This window comes from Streptomyces aidingensis (genome assembly GCF_900112355.1).
Lineage (GTDB): Bacteria > Actinomycetota > Actinomycetes > Streptomycetales > Streptomycetaceae > Streptomyces > Streptomyces aidingensis.
Genome location: NZ_FOLM01000001.1, coordinates 965,030 through 981,053, shown reverse-complemented (window position 1 = coordinate 981,053; position 16,024 = coordinate 965,030). Strand labels below are relative to the sequence as shown.

At 73.1% G+C, this 16,024-nt stretch carries 13 protein-coding genes; 7 read left to right on the top strand and 6 right to left on the bottom strand.

Annotated features, from left to right (window positions below; translation table 11 throughout):
* Positions 1 to 10: 10 nt before the first annotated feature.
* Positions 11 to 727: a sirohydrochlorin chelatase gene (locus BM242_RS04275; RefSeq protein ID WP_093837194.1), complete on the bottom strand. Its 717-nt coding sequence runs from the start codon at positions 725 to 727 to the stop codon at positions 11 to 13.
* A gap of 161 nt (positions 728 to 888) precedes the next feature.
* Between BM242_RS04275 and BM242_RS04270 the strand changes: the two genes are divergently transcribed.
* Complete coding sequence (locus BM242_RS04270; protein ID WP_093837193.1) at positions 889 to 3,114, top strand: molybdopterin oxidoreductase family protein; 2,226 nt, start codon at positions 889 to 891, stop codon at positions 3,112 to 3,114.
* A gap of 121 nt (positions 3,115 to 3,235) precedes the next feature.
* Here the strand turns inward: BM242_RS04270 and BM242_RS04265 are convergent, their stop codons facing one another.
* Both BM242_RS04265 and cutA read right to left on the bottom strand, forming a co-directional pair.
* Positions 3,236 to 3,949 (bottom strand): hypothetical protein, encoded by a 714-nt coding sequence (locus BM242_RS04265; RefSeq protein ID WP_093837192.1) that lies wholly within the window; start codon positions 3,947 to 3,949, stop codon positions 3,236 to 3,238.
* 176 nt (positions 3,950 to 4,125) lie between these two features.
* The gene (gene cutA, locus BM242_RS04260) at positions 4,126 to 4,464 is read right to left on the bottom strand and encodes a divalent-cation tolerance protein CutA (RefSeq protein WP_093837191.1); all 339 of its coding nucleotides are present in this window, start codon (positions 4,462 to 4,464) and stop codon (positions 4,126 to 4,128) included.
* A gap of 141 nt (positions 4,465 to 4,605) precedes the next feature.
* On the opposite strand from cutA, the gene BM242_RS04255 reads away from it, so the two are divergent.
* Positions 4,606 to 4,980, top strand: coding sequence for a cupin domain-containing protein (locus tag BM242_RS04255; RefSeq protein ID WP_093837190.1), 375 nt, complete (start codon positions 4,606 to 4,608; stop codon positions 4,978 to 4,980).
* 193 nt (positions 4,981 to 5,173) lie between these two features.
* Positions 5,174 to 5,926, top strand: coding sequence for a hypothetical protein (locus tag BM242_RS04250; protein ID WP_093837189.1), 753 nt, complete (start codon positions 5,174 to 5,176; stop codon positions 5,924 to 5,926).
* A gap of 44 nt (positions 5,927 to 5,970) precedes the next feature.
* Here the strand turns inward: BM242_RS04250 and BM242_RS04245 are convergent, their stop codons facing one another.
* Positions 5,971 to 6,924: an AraC family transcriptional regulator gene (locus tag BM242_RS04245; RefSeq protein WP_093837188.1), complete on the bottom strand. Its 954-nt coding sequence runs from the start codon at positions 6,922 to 6,924 to the stop codon at positions 5,971 to 5,973.
* A 90-nt stretch (positions 6,925 to 7,014) separates the two neighbouring features.
* Between BM242_RS04245 and BM242_RS04240 the strand changes: the two genes are divergently transcribed.
* The 4 genes from BM242_RS04240 to nirD all read left to right on the top strand — a co-directional run bounded on the left by BM242_RS04240 (position 7,015) and on the right by nirD (position 12,485).
* Complete coding sequence (locus tag BM242_RS04240) at positions 7,015 to 7,974, top strand: NAD-dependent epimerase/dehydratase family protein (RefSeq protein WP_093837187.1); 960 nt, start codon at positions 7,015 to 7,017, stop codon at positions 7,972 to 7,974.
* A gap of 157 nt (positions 7,975 to 8,131) precedes the next feature.
* Entirely contained in the window at positions 8,132 to 9,436 is a 1,305-nt protein-coding gene (locus tag BM242_RS04235) for an NAD(P)/FAD-dependent oxidoreductase (RefSeq protein ID WP_093837186.1), read from the top strand.
* Positions 9,436 to 12,078, top strand: coding sequence for a nitrite reductase large subunit NirB (gene nirB, locus BM242_RS04230; RefSeq protein ID WP_093837185.1), 2,643 nt, complete (start codon positions 9,436 to 9,438; stop codon positions 12,076 to 12,078). The genes BM242_RS04235 and nirB overlap by 1 nt, the downstream gene beginning before the upstream one ends.
* On the top strand, positions 12,078 to 12,485 hold the full coding sequence (nirD, locus tag BM242_RS04225) for a nitrite reductase small subunit NirD (RefSeq protein ID WP_093837184.1): 408 nt from the start codon (positions 12,078 to 12,080) through the stop codon (positions 12,483 to 12,485). The genes nirB and nirD overlap by 1 nt, the downstream gene beginning before the upstream one ends.
* 172 nt (positions 12,486 to 12,657) lie before the next feature.
* On the opposite strand, the gene BM242_RS30720 is transcribed toward nirD, so the two are convergent.
* Entirely contained in the window at positions 12,658 to 14,142 is a 1,485-nt protein-coding gene (locus BM242_RS30720; RefSeq protein WP_217652354.1) for an endo-1,4-beta-xylanase, read from the bottom strand.
* 192 nt (positions 14,143 to 14,334) lie between these two features.
* Positions 14,335 to 15,762 carry an endo-1,4-beta-xylanase gene (locus tag BM242_RS30715; RefSeq protein WP_093837182.1) on the bottom strand — a complete coding sequence of 476 codons (1,428 nt, stop codon included), beginning with the start codon at positions 15,760 to 15,762 and terminating at the stop codon, positions 14,335 to 14,337.
* Between the last annotated feature and the right edge of the window lie 262 nt (positions 15,763 to 16,024).

The following is a 16,024-nucleotide window of genomic DNA, read 5'->3' as shown; positions in this document are numbered from 1 at the left end:
GCCGCGGCGCTCAGGCGACCAGGGCGGAGCGGCGGGCGGCAACCGCCTGGTCATAGCGGTGCAGCAGCAGCCTGGCCAGCGCCGGATGGGCGCCCAGCGGCGCGGAGACCACACCCGGCGCGGCCTCGGCGCAGCGCGTCGCGAAGTAGCCGGGCGCGGCGAAGCACGAGGCCACGGCGATCTCCCGGTGTCCCGCCGCACGCAGGCCGGCCACCGCCTCCGGCACCGTGGGCGCGGCGGCCGAGGCATAGGCCGGGACGACCGGCACCCCGCCGAGCCGGGCGGCCAGCATGCCGGCGGTGTAGCGGGTCCCGGCCGCGGACTCCGGGTCCCGGGACCCGGCCGCGGCCAGCACCACCGGGCCGCCCCGGTAGCCGGCCTGGAGCAGCCGGCCGTGCAGCGCGTCCACCAGCAGCGGATGCGGGCCCAGACAGGCGGCCACGGCGGCCGAGTGGTGCCCGGCCTCCGCCAGCACGCCGGGAATGTCGTGCTTGATGTGGTATCCGCGGCCGAACAGCAGCGGCACCAGCACCGGCTCGCCGCGCAACCCGCGTAGCGTGTCGGCCAGCAGCGGCTGGTCCGTCTCCAGATGGCCCAGCTCCACCCGCACCGTCGGGCGCAGGGCGCGGACGCGGCGGAGCAGGGCGCGGACGGTGTGCTGCGCCCGGGGATCGGGCGAGCCATGGGCCACGGCGACCAGGGTCGGTCCGGTGTAGGCGGCGGTCATGCTGCCAGCCTGCAAGGTGCACGTTGCCGTGGTGTTGCCCGGATGTCACGGATGGCCGCCCCGCCCCTCACGCCCCGCTCCGTCCGGCTCTGAGCTGCCCGCCCCGGTGACGTAACGGTCCGGTCGCCCCTGCCGTAACACGGACGACGCATGCTGGGGCCATGAACGCTGACGCACCGGCGCGGGAGACCGGGGAGACCCGGCGGACCCGGACCACGGACACGCACTGCCCCTACTGCGCGCTCCAGTGCGGCATGGGCCTGCGGCCCGAGCCGGCCGAACCGGGCGGTCTGCTGGTCGTCGAGCGCTCTGCCTTCCCGGTGAACAAGGGCGCGCTGTGCGGCAAGGGCCGCACCGCCCCCTCCGTGCTCTCCTCCCGGGTCAGGCTGGTCCGGCCCCTGATCCGCCGCGCCTCGGGCAGGCTGGAGCCGGCCTCCTGGGAGGAGGCCCTGGACCGGGTCGCGGAGGGGCTGGCCGCGACCCGGTCCGCCTGGGGCGCGGACGCGGTCGGCGTCTTCGGCGGCGGCGGTCTGACCAACGAGAAGGCGTATACGCTCGGCAAGTTCGCCCGGCTGGTGCTGGGCACCTCGCAGATCGACTACAACGGCCGGTTCTGTATGTCATCGGCCGCGGCGGCCGGGACCAAGGCGTTCGGCGTGGACCGCGGCCTGCCGTTTCCGCTGGACGACATCCCGCGCACCGGCTGCGTCATCCTCGTCGGCTCCAATCTCGCCGAGACCATGCCCCCGGCGCTGCGCTACTTCACCGAGCTGCGGGCGAACGGCGGCAGGCTGATCGTCATCGATCCGCGCCGCACCCGCACCGCGGAGCAGGCGGATCTGCATCTGACGCCGCGCCCGGGCACGGATCTGGCGCTGGCCCTGGGCATGCTGCACCTGGTGGTGGCCGAGGGCCGCACCGACGAGGCGTACATCGCCGCCCGCACCACCGGCTGGCCGCAGGCCCGGGCCGCGGCCATGGCCCACTGGCCGGAGCTGGTGGAGCGGATCACCGGCGTGCCGCTGCCGCAGCTGCGGGCGGCGGTACGGATGTTCTGCGAGGCCGAGCACGCCATGGTGCTCACCGCGCGCGGCCCCGAGCAGCAGGCCAAGGGCACCGACACCGTCTCGGCCTGGATCAATCTGTGCCTGGCCACCGGCCGGCCGGGCCGCCCGCTGTCCGGCTACGGCTGCCTGACCGGGCAGGGCAACGGCCAGGGCGGGCGGGAACACGGCCAGAAGGCGGACCAGCTGCCCGGCTACCGGATGCTGGCGGACGCGGCGGCGCGCGAGCATGTGGCCCGGGTGTGGGGCGTGGAGCCGGACAGCCTGCCGGGGCCCGGCCGCAGCGCCTACGAACTGCTGGACGCGCTCGGCGCGGACGGGGACCGGGCGGCACAGCGGCCGGACGCGGTGCGCGCGCTGCTGCTGATGGCGTCCAACCCGGTGGTGTCGGCGCCGCGCGCCGCGCATGTCGAGGAGCGGATGCGGGCGCTGGACTTCCTGGTGGTCTGCGATGTGGTGCTCTCGGAGAGCGCGCGGCTGGCGGATGTGGTGCTGCCGGTCACCCAGTGGGCCGAGGAGACCGGCACCATGACCAATCTGGAGGGCAGGGTCATCCTGCGGCAGCAGGCCGTGGAGCCGCCCGAGGGCTGCCGCAGCGATCTGTGGGTGATGCGGGAGCTGGCCGCCCGGATGGGCTGGGAGAAGGGCTTCCCCACCGATCCGGAGGAGGTCTTCGAGGAACTGCGCCGCGCCTCGGCGGGCGGCAAGGCGGACTACTCGGGCATCACCTACCGCCGGATCCTGGCGGAGGACGGTGTCTTCTGGCCGTGCCCCGATCCCTCCCTGGCGCCGGGCACCGTCTCCGGCGCCGGTACCCCGGGCGAGATGAACGACGATCCGTCCAACGACCACTCGGCGGCCGGCCACCCTGGCACGCCCCGGATGTTCCTGGACCGCTTCGCCACCCCGGACGGCCGGGCCCGCTTCCTGCCGGTCAGCCACCGCCCGGCGGCCGAGGAGCCGGACGAGGAGTATCCGCTGCTGCTGACCACCGGCCGGGTGCTGGCCCAGTACCAGTCCGGTGCCCAGACCCGCCTGGTGGACAGCCTGAACGAGGCCGCGCCCGGGCCGTTCGTCCAGCTCCACCCCCGGCTGGCGGAGAAGCTGGGCGCCGCCGAGGGGGAGCCGGTGGCGGTGGTCTCGCGGCGCGGCAGGGCCGTGGCCCCGGCGCGGCTGAGCCGCGACATCCGGCAGGACACCGTCTTCATGCCGTTCCACTGGCCGGGCGAGGGGCGGGCCAACACCCTGACCAATCCGGCGCTGGACCCGACCTCCCGGATGCCCGAGTTCAAGGTCTGCGCCGTCCGGCTGGAACGCGCCTGAGGACCGGCCGCCCTCCCGGGGGCGGCCCCGGGCAGCCGGGTGCGGGAAGGCTCTTCTCCCGCACCCGCCCACCCGGGGCCGTGCCGTCACACCGGGTCCGGCGCCGGGTCCGGCGCCGTGGTCACGCCCCGGCGCCCACCGGCTGCGGCCGCGGCCGGGCGCCGCCCGCGCCGGGCGCCTCGGGCTCCTGCTCGCCGCGGTGCCGGCCGGCCCACACCAGGCCGCCTCCGGCGACCGCCAGGGCGAGGCCGACGCCGGCGAACAGGCCCGCCAGGGCGAGCGCGAGCTGGAGGGCGGAGTGGGTCACGGTGCCCACGCCCAGCTCGCCGAAGAGGCCGTGCACGGTCCCGGTCCAGGCCAGCTCACGGGCCGGGCCCTCGATCGGGTGCTGCCGGTCGAAGCCGGTCCAGTAGCGGCCGTCCACCGCGAACTCGTACGCACCGGGCCGGAAGGTCTCACCGTTGTACTCGACCGCCTCGTCCAGCACCACGGTCTGGCTGCCGTGCAGCACGTGGTAGCCGACGGCGGCCATCTGGTACATGTACTCGGTCGCGGTGTTGACCAGCGGGTCGTCCGGGTCCAGGTCGGACTCCACGACCGGGTACTTCCAGTCCTCCTTCAGCAGCTTCAGGATCGCCTCGGCGCCCTCGGTCGCACCGCGGTCGACGAGCTGCCCGTCCTCGTTGTAGGTCAGGGTGACGTTCTGCGCCTCGCTGAACGCCTGCAGGGAGTCGTAGCCGTCCTGCGCCTTGGCGTAGGCGACCCCGCCGGCCACCAGGAAGGCGAGGCCGATCGCCGCCAGTACGTACCCCAGAATCCTCAGTCGTGCCCTCACGGTGGGCTCCTCGCCTGCTCCGTCTCCGTCTTCCGCGCTCTGCGGACGGTCACAGCATCGGGCAGCGGGAGGGGTCGCGAGCAGGGACCGAACGGTAGTTGAAGCGGGGACCGACCGGCCCCGTTTTCCGGCCCGCCGGTCGCCGCCCGGGCCGGTGCGTCGGGGCCGGCCGGCCCTTACCCCGCGGGGGCGGTGGTCTCGGCGCTCACCCAGCGCAGATAGTCGGCGCTGCCGCGCACCACCGGGAAGGCGATGATCTCCGGCAGGTCGTAGGAGTGCGCCTCCTTGAGATAGCGCTCCAGATCGCCGAAGCGCTCGTCCGTCGTCTTCAGCAGCACCTGCCACTCCCGGTCGGTACGGATTTCGCCCTCCCAGCGGTAACAGGACGTCACCGGCGCGCTGATCTGGGCGCATGCCGCCAGTCTGCGTTCCACCGCCCCGGCCGCCAGCCGCTCGGCCAGCTCGGCGCTGTCCGTCGTGGTCATGACCGCCAGCGCGGCCCCGATCTCCGCCATCGCTCTCACTTCTCCCTCACCGTCCGGCTGCGCGGTCCGCCCCGGGCTGCGGTTGCGGTTGCGGTGCGGCACGGCTCCGGCACCATGAGAAGTGGAGCGCCGGACCACCCGATCGCCGAACCGTCACCGTCAGGGGCACGCATGGAAGACCTCACCGCTCTTGCCGAGCTGCACCTCGCCCGGGCCCAGACCGATGACCGCGGGCGCAGCGCCCATCTCTTCCTGCACGACGGACCGCTGCGGCAGAGCGTAATCGCGATGCGCACCGGTGCCGAACTCGACGAGCACGAAGCCCCGCCGGCGGCCAGTCTCCAGGTGCTGCACGGCCGGGTGCGGGTGACCACCGAGGGCAACGGTGCCATCGATCTGGAGGCCGGACAGCTCACCCGGCTGCCGCAGCTCCGGCAGACCCTCCGGGCGCTGGACGACGCGGTGGTGCTGCTGACCGCCGTCACCGCCACCCCCGGCTGCGGCGATCCCCATGGCGCCCCGGCCGCCGCCACCGCCGCCGCCTGACCTCCCCCTGCCCCGGTCCGAACCCGCCCGGCCGGCTGCATTCTCAAACACATCCGCCCCCTGCCTCGAACGCGCTCGCCCGTTCGAATGACAGCTCCACGACTCCCGGCCCCCGGGCGCGGCCCGGACGGCATACTCGCCGCGCGGCGCAGTCAGCGTGAGCCGACGTGAGCGAGGCGGACAGGCGGAGAAGATGACGGAAGCACCACCACGTCCCCGGGCCGGAGGGCTCCCTCCGCTCCAGGGGCTCCTGGAGGAGGACCGGCTGCCCCCGGGCACCCTCCTCAAGATCACCGTGCAGCGCGATCCGAGGTACTCGGCCGTGGGCGAGTGGATCGCCGAGGACCCGGCGAGCCGCGGCCAAGTGCTCTGGCGCACCCGGCGCGAGGGCGGCGACGGGAGTGCCGGGCACCTGTTCTGGCTGCACGACGGCAGCCGCCTGTTCACCGGTCCCGGCCTGCTGGAAGCCCTGGTCCGGGCGGCCGGCACGGCGCCGGAGGCGCCGCCGGCCGGTCCCGGCGGGGAACCGGCGCCGGACGCCGCCGACTGGCTGCTGCACGGGGTGTCCGGCCGCAGTCTGCGCGCGCTGCACGAGTCCCGGGCCGTCTCCTGCTTCGGCGGGCCGAGGGAGGGCTGGAAGGTCCCGGTCGGCTCGGCCGCCGACCGGCACCATCTCTTCGTCCCCGGGGACGGCGGCGCCGGCGAGGGCGGCTGGGCCCCGGCCGACGCCCATCCCCCGAGCCAGGCCCGGTATGTCCCCAAGCTCGGCCCGGACGGGCAGGTCACCCTCCACTGGGTGCGTCCGGCCGCGCTCACCCCGAGGGACTGGAGCGAGTGGGAGGAGGTCCGCGCCGGCCCGGACTGTCCCGTCTGCGGCGCGGCCGGCACCTACCACCTCCCCAACGGCTGGATCAAATGCCGCAACTGCGCCGCCGAAAGCCACTGAGCGGCCACCGGTGGACGTTGCCCCGGGCCGGCCGGGCGGGCGGTTCAGGCCGGGGCGGTGGCGGTGGTGCGGCGGTAGTCGCGGGGGGTGATGCCGCGTTCGCGTTTGAAGGCGGCGGAGAGGGCGAAGCCGCTGCCGTAGCCGACCTTGCGGGCGACGGCGGTGAGGGTGGCGTCGGGGTCGCGGAGCAGGTCGGCGGCCAGGTCCAGCCGCCAGCCGGTGAGGTAGGCCATGGGCGGCTCGCCGACCAGTTCGGTGAAGCGGCGGGCCAGGGCGGCCCGGGAGACGCCCGCGCGGGTGGCGAGCTCGGCCACCGCCCACGGGTGCGCCGGGTGGCTGTGCAGGAGACGGAGGGCATGGCCCACCACCGGGTCGCCGTGCGCGCTGAACCAGGTCGGGGAGCGGGCCGGGCGGGCGAACCATTCGCGCAGCACCGCGACCAGCAGCAGGTCGAGCAGCCGGTCCAGCACCAGGCTCTGGGCGGGGCCGTCCTTGGTGATCTCCGCGCCGAGCAGGCCGACGAGCGGGCTGTCCCAATCGGCGGCGCGCAGCACCAGCAGCGGGGGCAGGGCGCGCAGCAGCCGCCTCCCGGCCGCGCCGGCCGACTCATAGGTGCCGATCAGCATCGTCGAGATGCCGTCGGTGAGGTTCCCGGCCGTGCCCCAGGTGCGGACGCCGAGCATCAGCTCCTCGCTGAGCGGGACTCCGTCCACCGTGGTGCAGCGCTGTCCCGGATGGCAGACGATCTGCGGAGGGCGGTCCGGCCGGTCCGCGACCAGGTAGCGGTCCGGGCCGCGGGCGACGGCGACATCGCCGGGGGCCAGCCACACCGGGTCCCCGGCCTCGGGGACGATGCAGGCCGGTCCGGAGAGATGGCACATCAGGCTCAGCGGGGCGCGGTCCCGGATGTCCACGGACCAGGGCGGGGCCATGGCGATCCGCAGCAGAAAGGCGTCCTGCGCGCACGGCCCGGCCAGCAGCTCGGCGAGAGGGTCCACGCCCGACAGCGTAGCGCGGATGGACGCTCACGTATGCGGGAGAGCGGATCGGCTATGGAAGCTCTCAGCAGTTCGCGGTGGACTGAAGGCATGACGAACTCGGCAGAGAACCCGCAGAGCGGGCAGAGCGGGCAGAGCGGGCAGAGCGGGCAGAAGACGGTGCTGGTCACCGGGGGGACGGGGAAGACCGGGCGGCGGGTGGCGGCCCGGCTGCGGGAGGCCGGGGTGCCGGTGCGGGCGGTGTCCAGGAACGCGGCCACGCCGTTCGACTGGTCGGACCGGAGCACCTGGGACGCGGCGCTCCAAGACGTGGGGGCGGCCTATCTGGCGTATGCGCCGGACATCTCGATGCCGAGCGCGGCGGCGGATCTGGGGGCGTTCGCCCGCCGGGCCTCGGAGCTCGGGGTGCGGCGGGTGGTGCTGCTGTCCGGGCGGGGGATGACCCGGACGGCCGGTCCGGCGGAGCGGGCCGTCCGGGAGGCCGTGGAGGGCACATCGACGGAGTGGGTGACCCTGCGGGGCGACTGGTTCTCGCAGAATCTCTCCGAGGAGTTCTTCGCCGAGGAGATCCGGGCGGCGGGCACCTTCACCTTCCCGGGCGGGGAGGACGGACAGACGCCGAGCCCCTTCCTGGACCTGGAGGATCTGGCGGAGGTGGCGGTCGCGGCGCTCACCGCGCAGGCGGGGGACCCGCGGTTCGCGGGGCGGGTGCACGAGCTGACCGGGCCGCGGTCGCTCACCTATGGGGAGGCGATGAAGGAGATTTCGGCCGCCACCGGGCGCGAGTTCCGGTATGTTGCCGTCTCCACGGCCGAGTACCTGGAGCTCCTGGCCGGGCAGGGCTGGCCCGAGGAGTTCACCCGGATGCTGGGCGCGGTGATCGACGAGACCCTGGACGGGCGCAATGCCCGGCCCACCGACACGGTGCCGGCGCTGCTGGGCCGGCCGGCCAGGGATTTCGCCGAGTATGTGCGGCAGGCGGCGGCCCAGGGCGCCTGGGAGCCGGCCGACGCCGGGGAAACGCCCGGTCAGGGCGGCACGGCGGGGTGAGACCGCTCACGCGGGCGGCCCGCCGGGAGTGATGACAAGCCGCCTGTACTGGGCCTTTGGGGACTCACACCGGTAGCGGCCACCCGCTGAGGGCAGCGTTGCTTCAGGGAAACAGCGGTGATGCCGCCGGGTAACGACCGCGCCGCAACCTCGGATCATGAGCTCCGAGACCCGCGTGGTGATCGCCGGTGGTGGGATGGCGGGAGCCCGGCTTGCGCAGCAGTTGGCGGCGCGGGCCGGGTTCTCGGTGACCGTCATCGGCGAGGAACCGCATCCCGCCTACAACCGGGTGCTGCTGGCCGAGGTGCTGGCCGGCCAGTACCCGGCCGAGGTGATCGCGCTGCCCGGCCCGCCGGCCGGCGTCACCTGGCGGAGCGGGGTGCGCGTGGTCCGGGTGGACCGCGCGGAGCGCCGGGTCGTATGCGACGACGGTTCCCTGGCCGGCTACGACGTGCTGGTGCTGGCCACCGGCTCCAATCCGGTGCTGCCGCCGCTGCGCGGCCTGTTCGAGCCGGAGGGCCACGACCTCCCGGAGGGCGTGCATCCCTTCCGGACCATGGACGACAGCCTGGCGCTCGGCGCGGCTGTCCGGCCCGGCACCCGGGCGGTGGTGATCGGCGGCGGGCTGCTGGGCGTCTCCGCCGCCCGGGCGCTGGCGCACCGCGGTGCCCAGGTGGTGCTGGCCCAGCGCGGCGAGCAGCTGATGGAGCGTCAACTCGACGCCGCCGCCTCGGCCCTGCTCCGCCGGCATCTGGGCGAGCGGGGCGTGGAGGTGCACACCGAGTGCCAGGTGCGCGCGGTACTGGCCGGTGACGGGCCGGGCCGCCCGGTGCGGGCGGTGGAGCTGGCCGACGGCTACCGGCTGGAGGCCGATCTGGTGGTGCTGGCCTGCGGGGTGCGGCCCCGGGTGGGCCTGGCCCAGGCGGCCGGCCTGGAGGTGCGCCGCGGCATCGTGGTCGACGACCGGCTGCGCACCGCCGACCCCCGCATCCATGCCATCGGGGACTGTGCGGAGCACGCCGGGGTGCTGTACGGCCTGGCCGGCGCCGCGCAGGAACAGGCCGATGTGCTGGCCCGGGTGCTGGCCGAGGACGCGGACGGCCGGCACGGCGACGGCAGCGGTAACGGCAGCGGCCCGGGCTCCCCCGCCGCCCGTTACACCGGGACCCGCGCCCTGACCCGTCTCACTCTCGCGGAATCGCCCGCGGGTCCGGCTCCGGCGCCGCTGGATCTGGCCGCGTTCGGCGACACCGTCCCGGAGCCCGGGGACGACGTGGTGCATCTCGCGGACGCCACCCGCGGGGCGTACCGGAAGCTCGTCGTCCGCGGCGACCGCCTCAAGGGCGGCATCCTGCTCGGCGATCTCGGCAGTGTCGGCGTGCTCGCCCGGACCTGGGAGGGCGACGAGCCGCTCCCCTCCTCTCCCCTGCTGCACCTGCTCACCCATGACGGAGGGTACTGATGGCCGCCACGGATATCACCGGCAGCGACAAGCGGACCGATGGGACGCCCGCCAGGACTCTGGTGCTGATCGGCCACGGCATGGTCGGCCAGCGCTTCCTGGAGGAGCTGGCCGCGCGCGGGGTCACCGAGGACACCCGGGTGGTGGTGCTGTGCGAGGAGCCCCGGCCGGCCTATGACCGGGTGCAGCTCACCTCCTACTTCTCCGGCACCTCCCCCGAGGAGCTGTCCATGGTGGAGGGGGACTTCCTGGCACGGCACGGCATCGAGCTGCATCTGGACGACCCGGCGGTGGCGGTGGACCGCGAGGCGCGCACCGTCACCTCCCGGCAGGGCCGGGTGATCCGCTACGACACGCTGGTGCTGGCCACCGGCTCCTACCCGTTCGTCCCGCCGGTGCCGGGCAAGGACAGCCCCGGCTGCTTCGTCTACCGCACCATCGAGGATCTGAAGGCGATCGAGGACTGGGCGGGCCGGGCCACCACCGGTGTGGTGGTGGGCGGCGGCCTGCTGGGCCTGGAGGCCGCGGGCGCGCTCAACAAGATGGGCCTGACCACGCACATCGTGGAGTTCCAGCCGCGGCTGATGGCGATCCAGGTGGACGAGGGCGGCGGGTCGGCGCTGCGCCGCACCATCGAGTCCATGGGCCTGCTGGTGCACACCGGGGTGGGCGGCCAGGAGATCAGCACCGCCGAGGACGGCACGGTGCGGCGCATCCACCTCTCCGACGGCAGCTCCATCGACACCGACATGGTGATCTTCTCGGCCGGCGTCCGGCCGCGCGACCAGCTGGCCCGGGAGTGCGGGCTGGCGGTGGGCGAGCGCGGCGGCATCATGGTGGACGAGCAGTGCCGCACCTCGGACCCGGACGTGTTCGCCATCGGCGAGTGCGCCAAGACGGTGGACGGCATGGTCTACGGCCTGGTGGCGCCGGGCTACGACATGGCGGCGGTGGCCGCGGACGCCATCGCCGCGGCCGGCACCACCGGCGCGGGCGCCACCTTCACCGGCGCCGACACCTCCACCAAGCTGAAGCTGCTGGGCGTGGACGTGGCCTCGTTCGGCGACGCGCACGGCACCGCCGAGGACTGCCTGGACGTGGTCTACTCCGACTCCCGGGCGGGCGTCTACAAGAAGCTGGTGATGGCCAAGGACGGCACCCTGCTGGGCGGGGTGCTGGTCGGCGACGCCGAGTCCTACGGCCTGCTGCGTCCGCTGACCGGCTCGGTGCCGCCGGTGGCGCCCGAGCAGCTGGTGCTGCCGGCCGGGCTCTCCCCGGCCCCGGCGCTCGGCCCGGCGGCGCTGCCGGACGAGGCGGTGATCTGCAACTGCCACAACGTCACCAAGGGCGCGATCCGGGCCGCGGTCACCGACCACCAGTGCACCTCGGTGCCGGAGGTGAAGACGTGCACCAAGGCCGGTTCCGGCTGCGGAAGCTGCGTGAAGGTGCTGGGCCAGCTGGTCAACGCCGAGCTGGAGGCCCAGGGCATCACCGTGGACAAGGGGCTGTGCGGCTGCTTCGGGCACACCCGGCAGGAGCTGTACGAGATCATTCTGGCGCTGCGGCTGAACACCTTCGAGCAGGTGCTCGACGGACACGGGCGCCAGGAGGCGCGCGGCGGCGACGGCTGCGAGATCTGCAAGCCGGCGGTGGCCTCGATCTTCGCCTCGCTCGCCCCGGCGATCGGCGCGGACGGCTATGTGCTGGACGACGCGCAGGCCGCGCTCCAGGACACCAATGACCACTTCCTGGCCAATATGCAGCGCAACGGCTCCTACTCGGTGGTGCCGCGCATCCCGGGCGGGGAGATCACCCCGGAGAAGCTGATCGTGATCGGCGAGGTGGCACGGGACTTCGGCCTGTACACCAAGATCACCGGCGGCCAGCGGATCGACCTGTTCGGCGCCCGGGTGGACCAGCTGCCGCAGATCTGGGCGCGGCTGGTGGAGGCGGGCTTCGAGTCGGGCCACGCCTACGGCAAGGCGCTGCGCACCGTGAAGTCCTGTGTGGGCTCCACCTGGTGCCGCTACGGGGTGCAGGACAGCGTCCGGATGGCGATCGATCTGGAGCTGCGCTACCGGGGTCTGCGCTCGCCGCACAAGCTGAAGTCGGCGGTGTCCGGCTGCGCCCGGGAGTGCGCGGAGGCGCAGGGCAAGGACTTCGGGGTGATCGCCACCGCCTCCGGCTGGAATCTGTATGTGTGCGGCAACGGCGGCGCCACCCCGCGCCACGCGGACCTGCTGGCGCAGGATCTGTCGGACGCGGAGCTGATCCGGCTGATCGACCGCTTCCTGATGTTCTACATCCGCACCGCGGACCGGCTGGAGCGCACCTCGGTGTGGCTGGAGCGGCTGGAGGGCGGGCTGGACCACCTCAAGGACGTGGTGGTGCACGACTCGCTCGGCATCTGCGAGGAGCTGGAGGCGCTGATGGCCGCGCATGTGGCCAACTACCGCGACGAGTGGGCCGAGACCATCAACGACCCGGAGAAGCTGGGCCGCTTCGTGTCCTTTGTGAACGCGCCCGGCACCCCGGACCCGACCGTGCGCTTCGTGCCGGAGCGCGACCAGATGAAGCCCGACCTGACGATCCTGTCCGGCCCGGAGATTCCGGTGCGGACGCTTGAGGGGAGCAGCCGCTGATGACCACCGCGACACAGCTTGCGGCACAGTCCGCCGCGCCGCAGTCCCGGAACGACGATCCGGCCGCCGCCCCGGAGGGCGGGGTGGTGCAGGTGGAGTATGCCGACGGCGGCTGGGTGACGGTCTGCCGCCGGTCGGATCTGCTGCCCGGCCGCGGGGTGGCGGTGCTGCTGCCGGAGGGCCGGCAGGCCGCGGTCTTCCTGACCCGCGCCGGGGAGATCCATGTGATCGGCAACCGGGATCCGTTCACCGGCGCCTATGTGCTCTCCCGGGGGCTGCTGGGCTCCGCCGGCGGCGCCCCGTTCGTGGCCTCGCCGCTGCTGAAGCAGCGCTTCTCGCTGACCGACGGCCGCTGCCTGGACGACCCGGAGCAGAGCGTGCCGGTCCACCCCTGCCGGGTGGTCTGACGGCCGGGCGGGCCGCCTCCCCCCGGGGTGGGGGGAGGCGGCCCGCCCGCTGAGACTCGCCCGCCCGGTGCGCCCGACCTGTTCTGCCCTGACGCGGAGCGCACCGGGCGGGTGGCCATGCTCACGCGGTCACGCAATCACGCAGTCACGCGGTCACCCGGTCACGCGGCCGTCAGGCCGAGCAGCTCACCCCGGAGACCGAGTGGGAGCCTCCCTGGTTGGTGAGGAACCCGGCCGTGGTGGTCTGTCCGGCGCCCACATTGCCGTTGTAGGAGACGTTGGTCGCGGTGATGGTGCCGGAGCCGGAGAGCTGTGCGTTCCAGCTCTGGGTGACGGTCTCGCCGGAGCGGAGCTGGAAGCTGACCGACCAGCCGGAGATGGACGAGCTGCCGGCCGTCACCCGGATCTCGTACTGCGCGCCGCCGGGCCACTGGTTGACCTGGCTGACCGTTGCCGTGCAGCCCTGGTTCCCGCCGGTGGTGCCACCGTTGGTGGTGGTCCCGCCGTTGGTGGTGGTGCCACCGTTCGTGGTGGTGCCACCGTTCGTGGTCGTCCCGCCGTTGGTGGTCGTCCCGCCGTTGGTGGTGGTCCCGCCGGTGGTGGCGCCGCCGCCGAGCGCCGACAGCACCGCGTCATACGCCGGCTTCTTCTGGTAGCTGTCGGTGAACAGCAGCGGGGCGCCGTAGCCCTGGAAGACGTCCGGCACCCAGGAGTCGCCGTCCCGCAGGCCCCAGACGGTCATGCCGGTGCAGCGGCTGACCGCCAGGCACGCCTGGGTGACCGCACGGAAGTCGTTGGCCTGCTGCTGGAGCTTGGAGGAGTCGGACGGCATCTGCATCCGGATGTCGATCTCGGTGAGCACGACCTCCAGGCCCAGGTCGGCGAAGCGCTGGATGTTCTGCTGGAGGGAGCTGGGCACCTGGCCGAGGATCAGGTGCGTCTGCAGGCCCACGCCGTGGATCGGCACGCCCTGGTCCAGCAGCGACCGGACCAGGTTGTACATGCCGGTGCTCTTGGAGTTGATGCCCTCGACGTTGTAGTCGTTGATGAACAGCTTGGCACTCGGGTCGGCGGCGTTCGCGGCGCGGAACGCCTCGGCGATGTAGCCGTCGCCGATGGTCTGCTGCCACTTGTTCTGGCGGCGGGTGCCGTCCTCGTTGAACGCCTCGTTGACCACGTCCCAGCGCTCGATGTCGCCCGCGTAGCGGCCGACCACCTGGGAGATGTGGTTGTTGGTGATCTGGCGGAGCTGGGCCGCGCTGAAGTTGCCGTTCTCCAGCCAGCCCGGCATCTGGCTGTGCCAGACCAGGGTGTGGCCGTAGACCTTCTGGTTGTTCTGCTGTGCGAAGTTCACCAGCCGGTCGCCGCCGGACCAGTTGAACTGGCCCTGGGACGGCTGGATGGTCTCCCACTTCATCACGTTCTCGGCGGTGACGCTGCTGAACTCCTGCGCCACCAGATTGGCGTACTGGGAGTTGCTGAGCATGCTGTCGTTGACCGCCACGCCGTAGAACCGGCCGCCCTCGTCGGCGGCTGCTTCGCGCAGCGTGCTGCCGGCCGCCTGAGCAGTGGTGAGGGTGCTGCCGAAGACCGCGACACCGGCCAGCAGGGCTCCGGCCGCGACCCCGACGGCGGCTCTGCGCCTCAGGAAGGACATCAAGTGCCCCTTTCTTGTCATGCCCCCGCAGGCTGACGCGCCTTTTTCTAAGCGTCCCGGGCGGCAGCGTCAAGACTTCCGGAACATTCCCGAAAATTTTCCGTCCGCCGCCCGGGGCCGGAGACGCGCCTGCCCGGTGCGCGCGGGGCGCACCGGGCAGGCGGTGGAGCTGCGGGAGGGCGCTGCCGCGGGTTACGCGGAGCAGCTCACCCCGGAGACCGAGTAGGCGCCGCCGACTCCGGTCAGGAAGCCGGCCGTGACGGTCTGTCCGGCGGCCACATTGCCGTTGTAGGCGGCGTTGGCGGCGGTGATGGAGCCGGCGCCGGAGTACACGGCGTCCCAGCCGTTGGTGACGGTCTCGCCGGAGCGGAGCTGGAAGCTGACCTGCCAGCCGCTGATCGACGAGCTGCCGGCCGTCACCCGGATCTCGTACTGGGCACCGCCGTTCCACTGGCCGATCTGGGTGACCGTCGCCGAGCAGCCCTGGCTGCCGCCGGTGGTCCCGCCGTTGGTGGTGGTGCCGCCGTTGGTGGTGGTCCCGCCGTTCGTGGTGGTCCCGCCGGTGGTGGCGGAGCCGCCGAGGGCGGCCAGCATGGAGTCGTAGGCCGGCTTCTTCTGGTAGTTGTCGTCGAACAGCAGCGGGGCGCCGTAGCCGTCGAAGACGTCCGGCACCCAGGAGTCGCCGTCCCGCAGGCCCCAGACGGTGATGCCGGAGCAGGCGCTGACCGCCAGGCAGGCCTCGGTGACGGCCTCGTAGTCACTGGCCTGCTGCTGGAGCTTGGCGGAGTCGGACGGCATCTGCATCCGGATGTCCACCTCGGTGATCACCACCTCCAGGCCCAGGTCGGCGAACCGCTGGAGGTTCTGCTGGAAGCTGCCCGGCACCTGGCCGAGGATCAGATGGGTCTGGAAGCCCACGCCGTGGATCGGCACGCCCTGCTGGAGCAGGCCCTGCACCAGGTTGTACAGGCCGTCGCTCTTGGCGTTGATGCCCTCGATGTTGTAGTCGTTGATGAACAGCTTGGCACTCGGGTCGGCGGCATGAGCGGCCTGGAAGGCCTCGGCGATGTAGCCGTCGCCGATGGTCTGCTGCCACTTGCTCTGGCGGCGGGTGCCGTCCTCGTTGAACGCCTCGTTGACCACGTCCCAGCGCTCGATGTCACCGGCGTAGCGGCCGACCACCTGCGAGATGTGGTCATTGGTGATCTGCCGCAGCTGGGCGGCGCTGAAGTTGCCGTTCTCCAGCCAGTCCGGCATCTGGCTGTGCCAGACCAGGGTGTGGCCGTAGACCTTCTGGTTGTTCTGCTGCGCGAAGTTCACCAGCCGGTCACCGCCGGCCCAGTTGAACTGACCCTGGGACGGCTGGATACTCTCCCACTTCATCACGTTCTCGGCGGTGACGCTGCTGAACTCCTGCGCCACCAGATTGGCGTACTGGGAGTTGCTCAGCATGCTGTCGTTGACCGCCACCCCGGCGAACCGGCCCTGGTCGGCGGCTGCTTCGCGCAGCGTGCTGCCGGCCGCCTGAGCAGTGGTGAGGGTGCTGCCGAAGACCGCGACACCGGCCAGCAGGGCCCCGGCCGCGACCCCGACGGCGGCTCTGCGCCTCAGGAAAGACATCAAGAAGTCCCTTTCTTGACATGTCCACATGTCCGAATGACGCGCCATTTCTAGGCGGCCCGGGCAGCAGCGTCAAGACTTCCGGAACATCACCGAAAGATTTCCGTCTCGGCTCATCCCGTGCATGATGGCTCCGGGGAACACCGTCGGCGCCCCGCCCGGGGCGGCGTCGGCGCAGGTCCAACGGGCCCGCGCAGCCGTTCCGCCGCCTGCCGCCGAACCCCTGGGGCCGCCGCGCGGCCGGCACCCACCGGCACTCCGG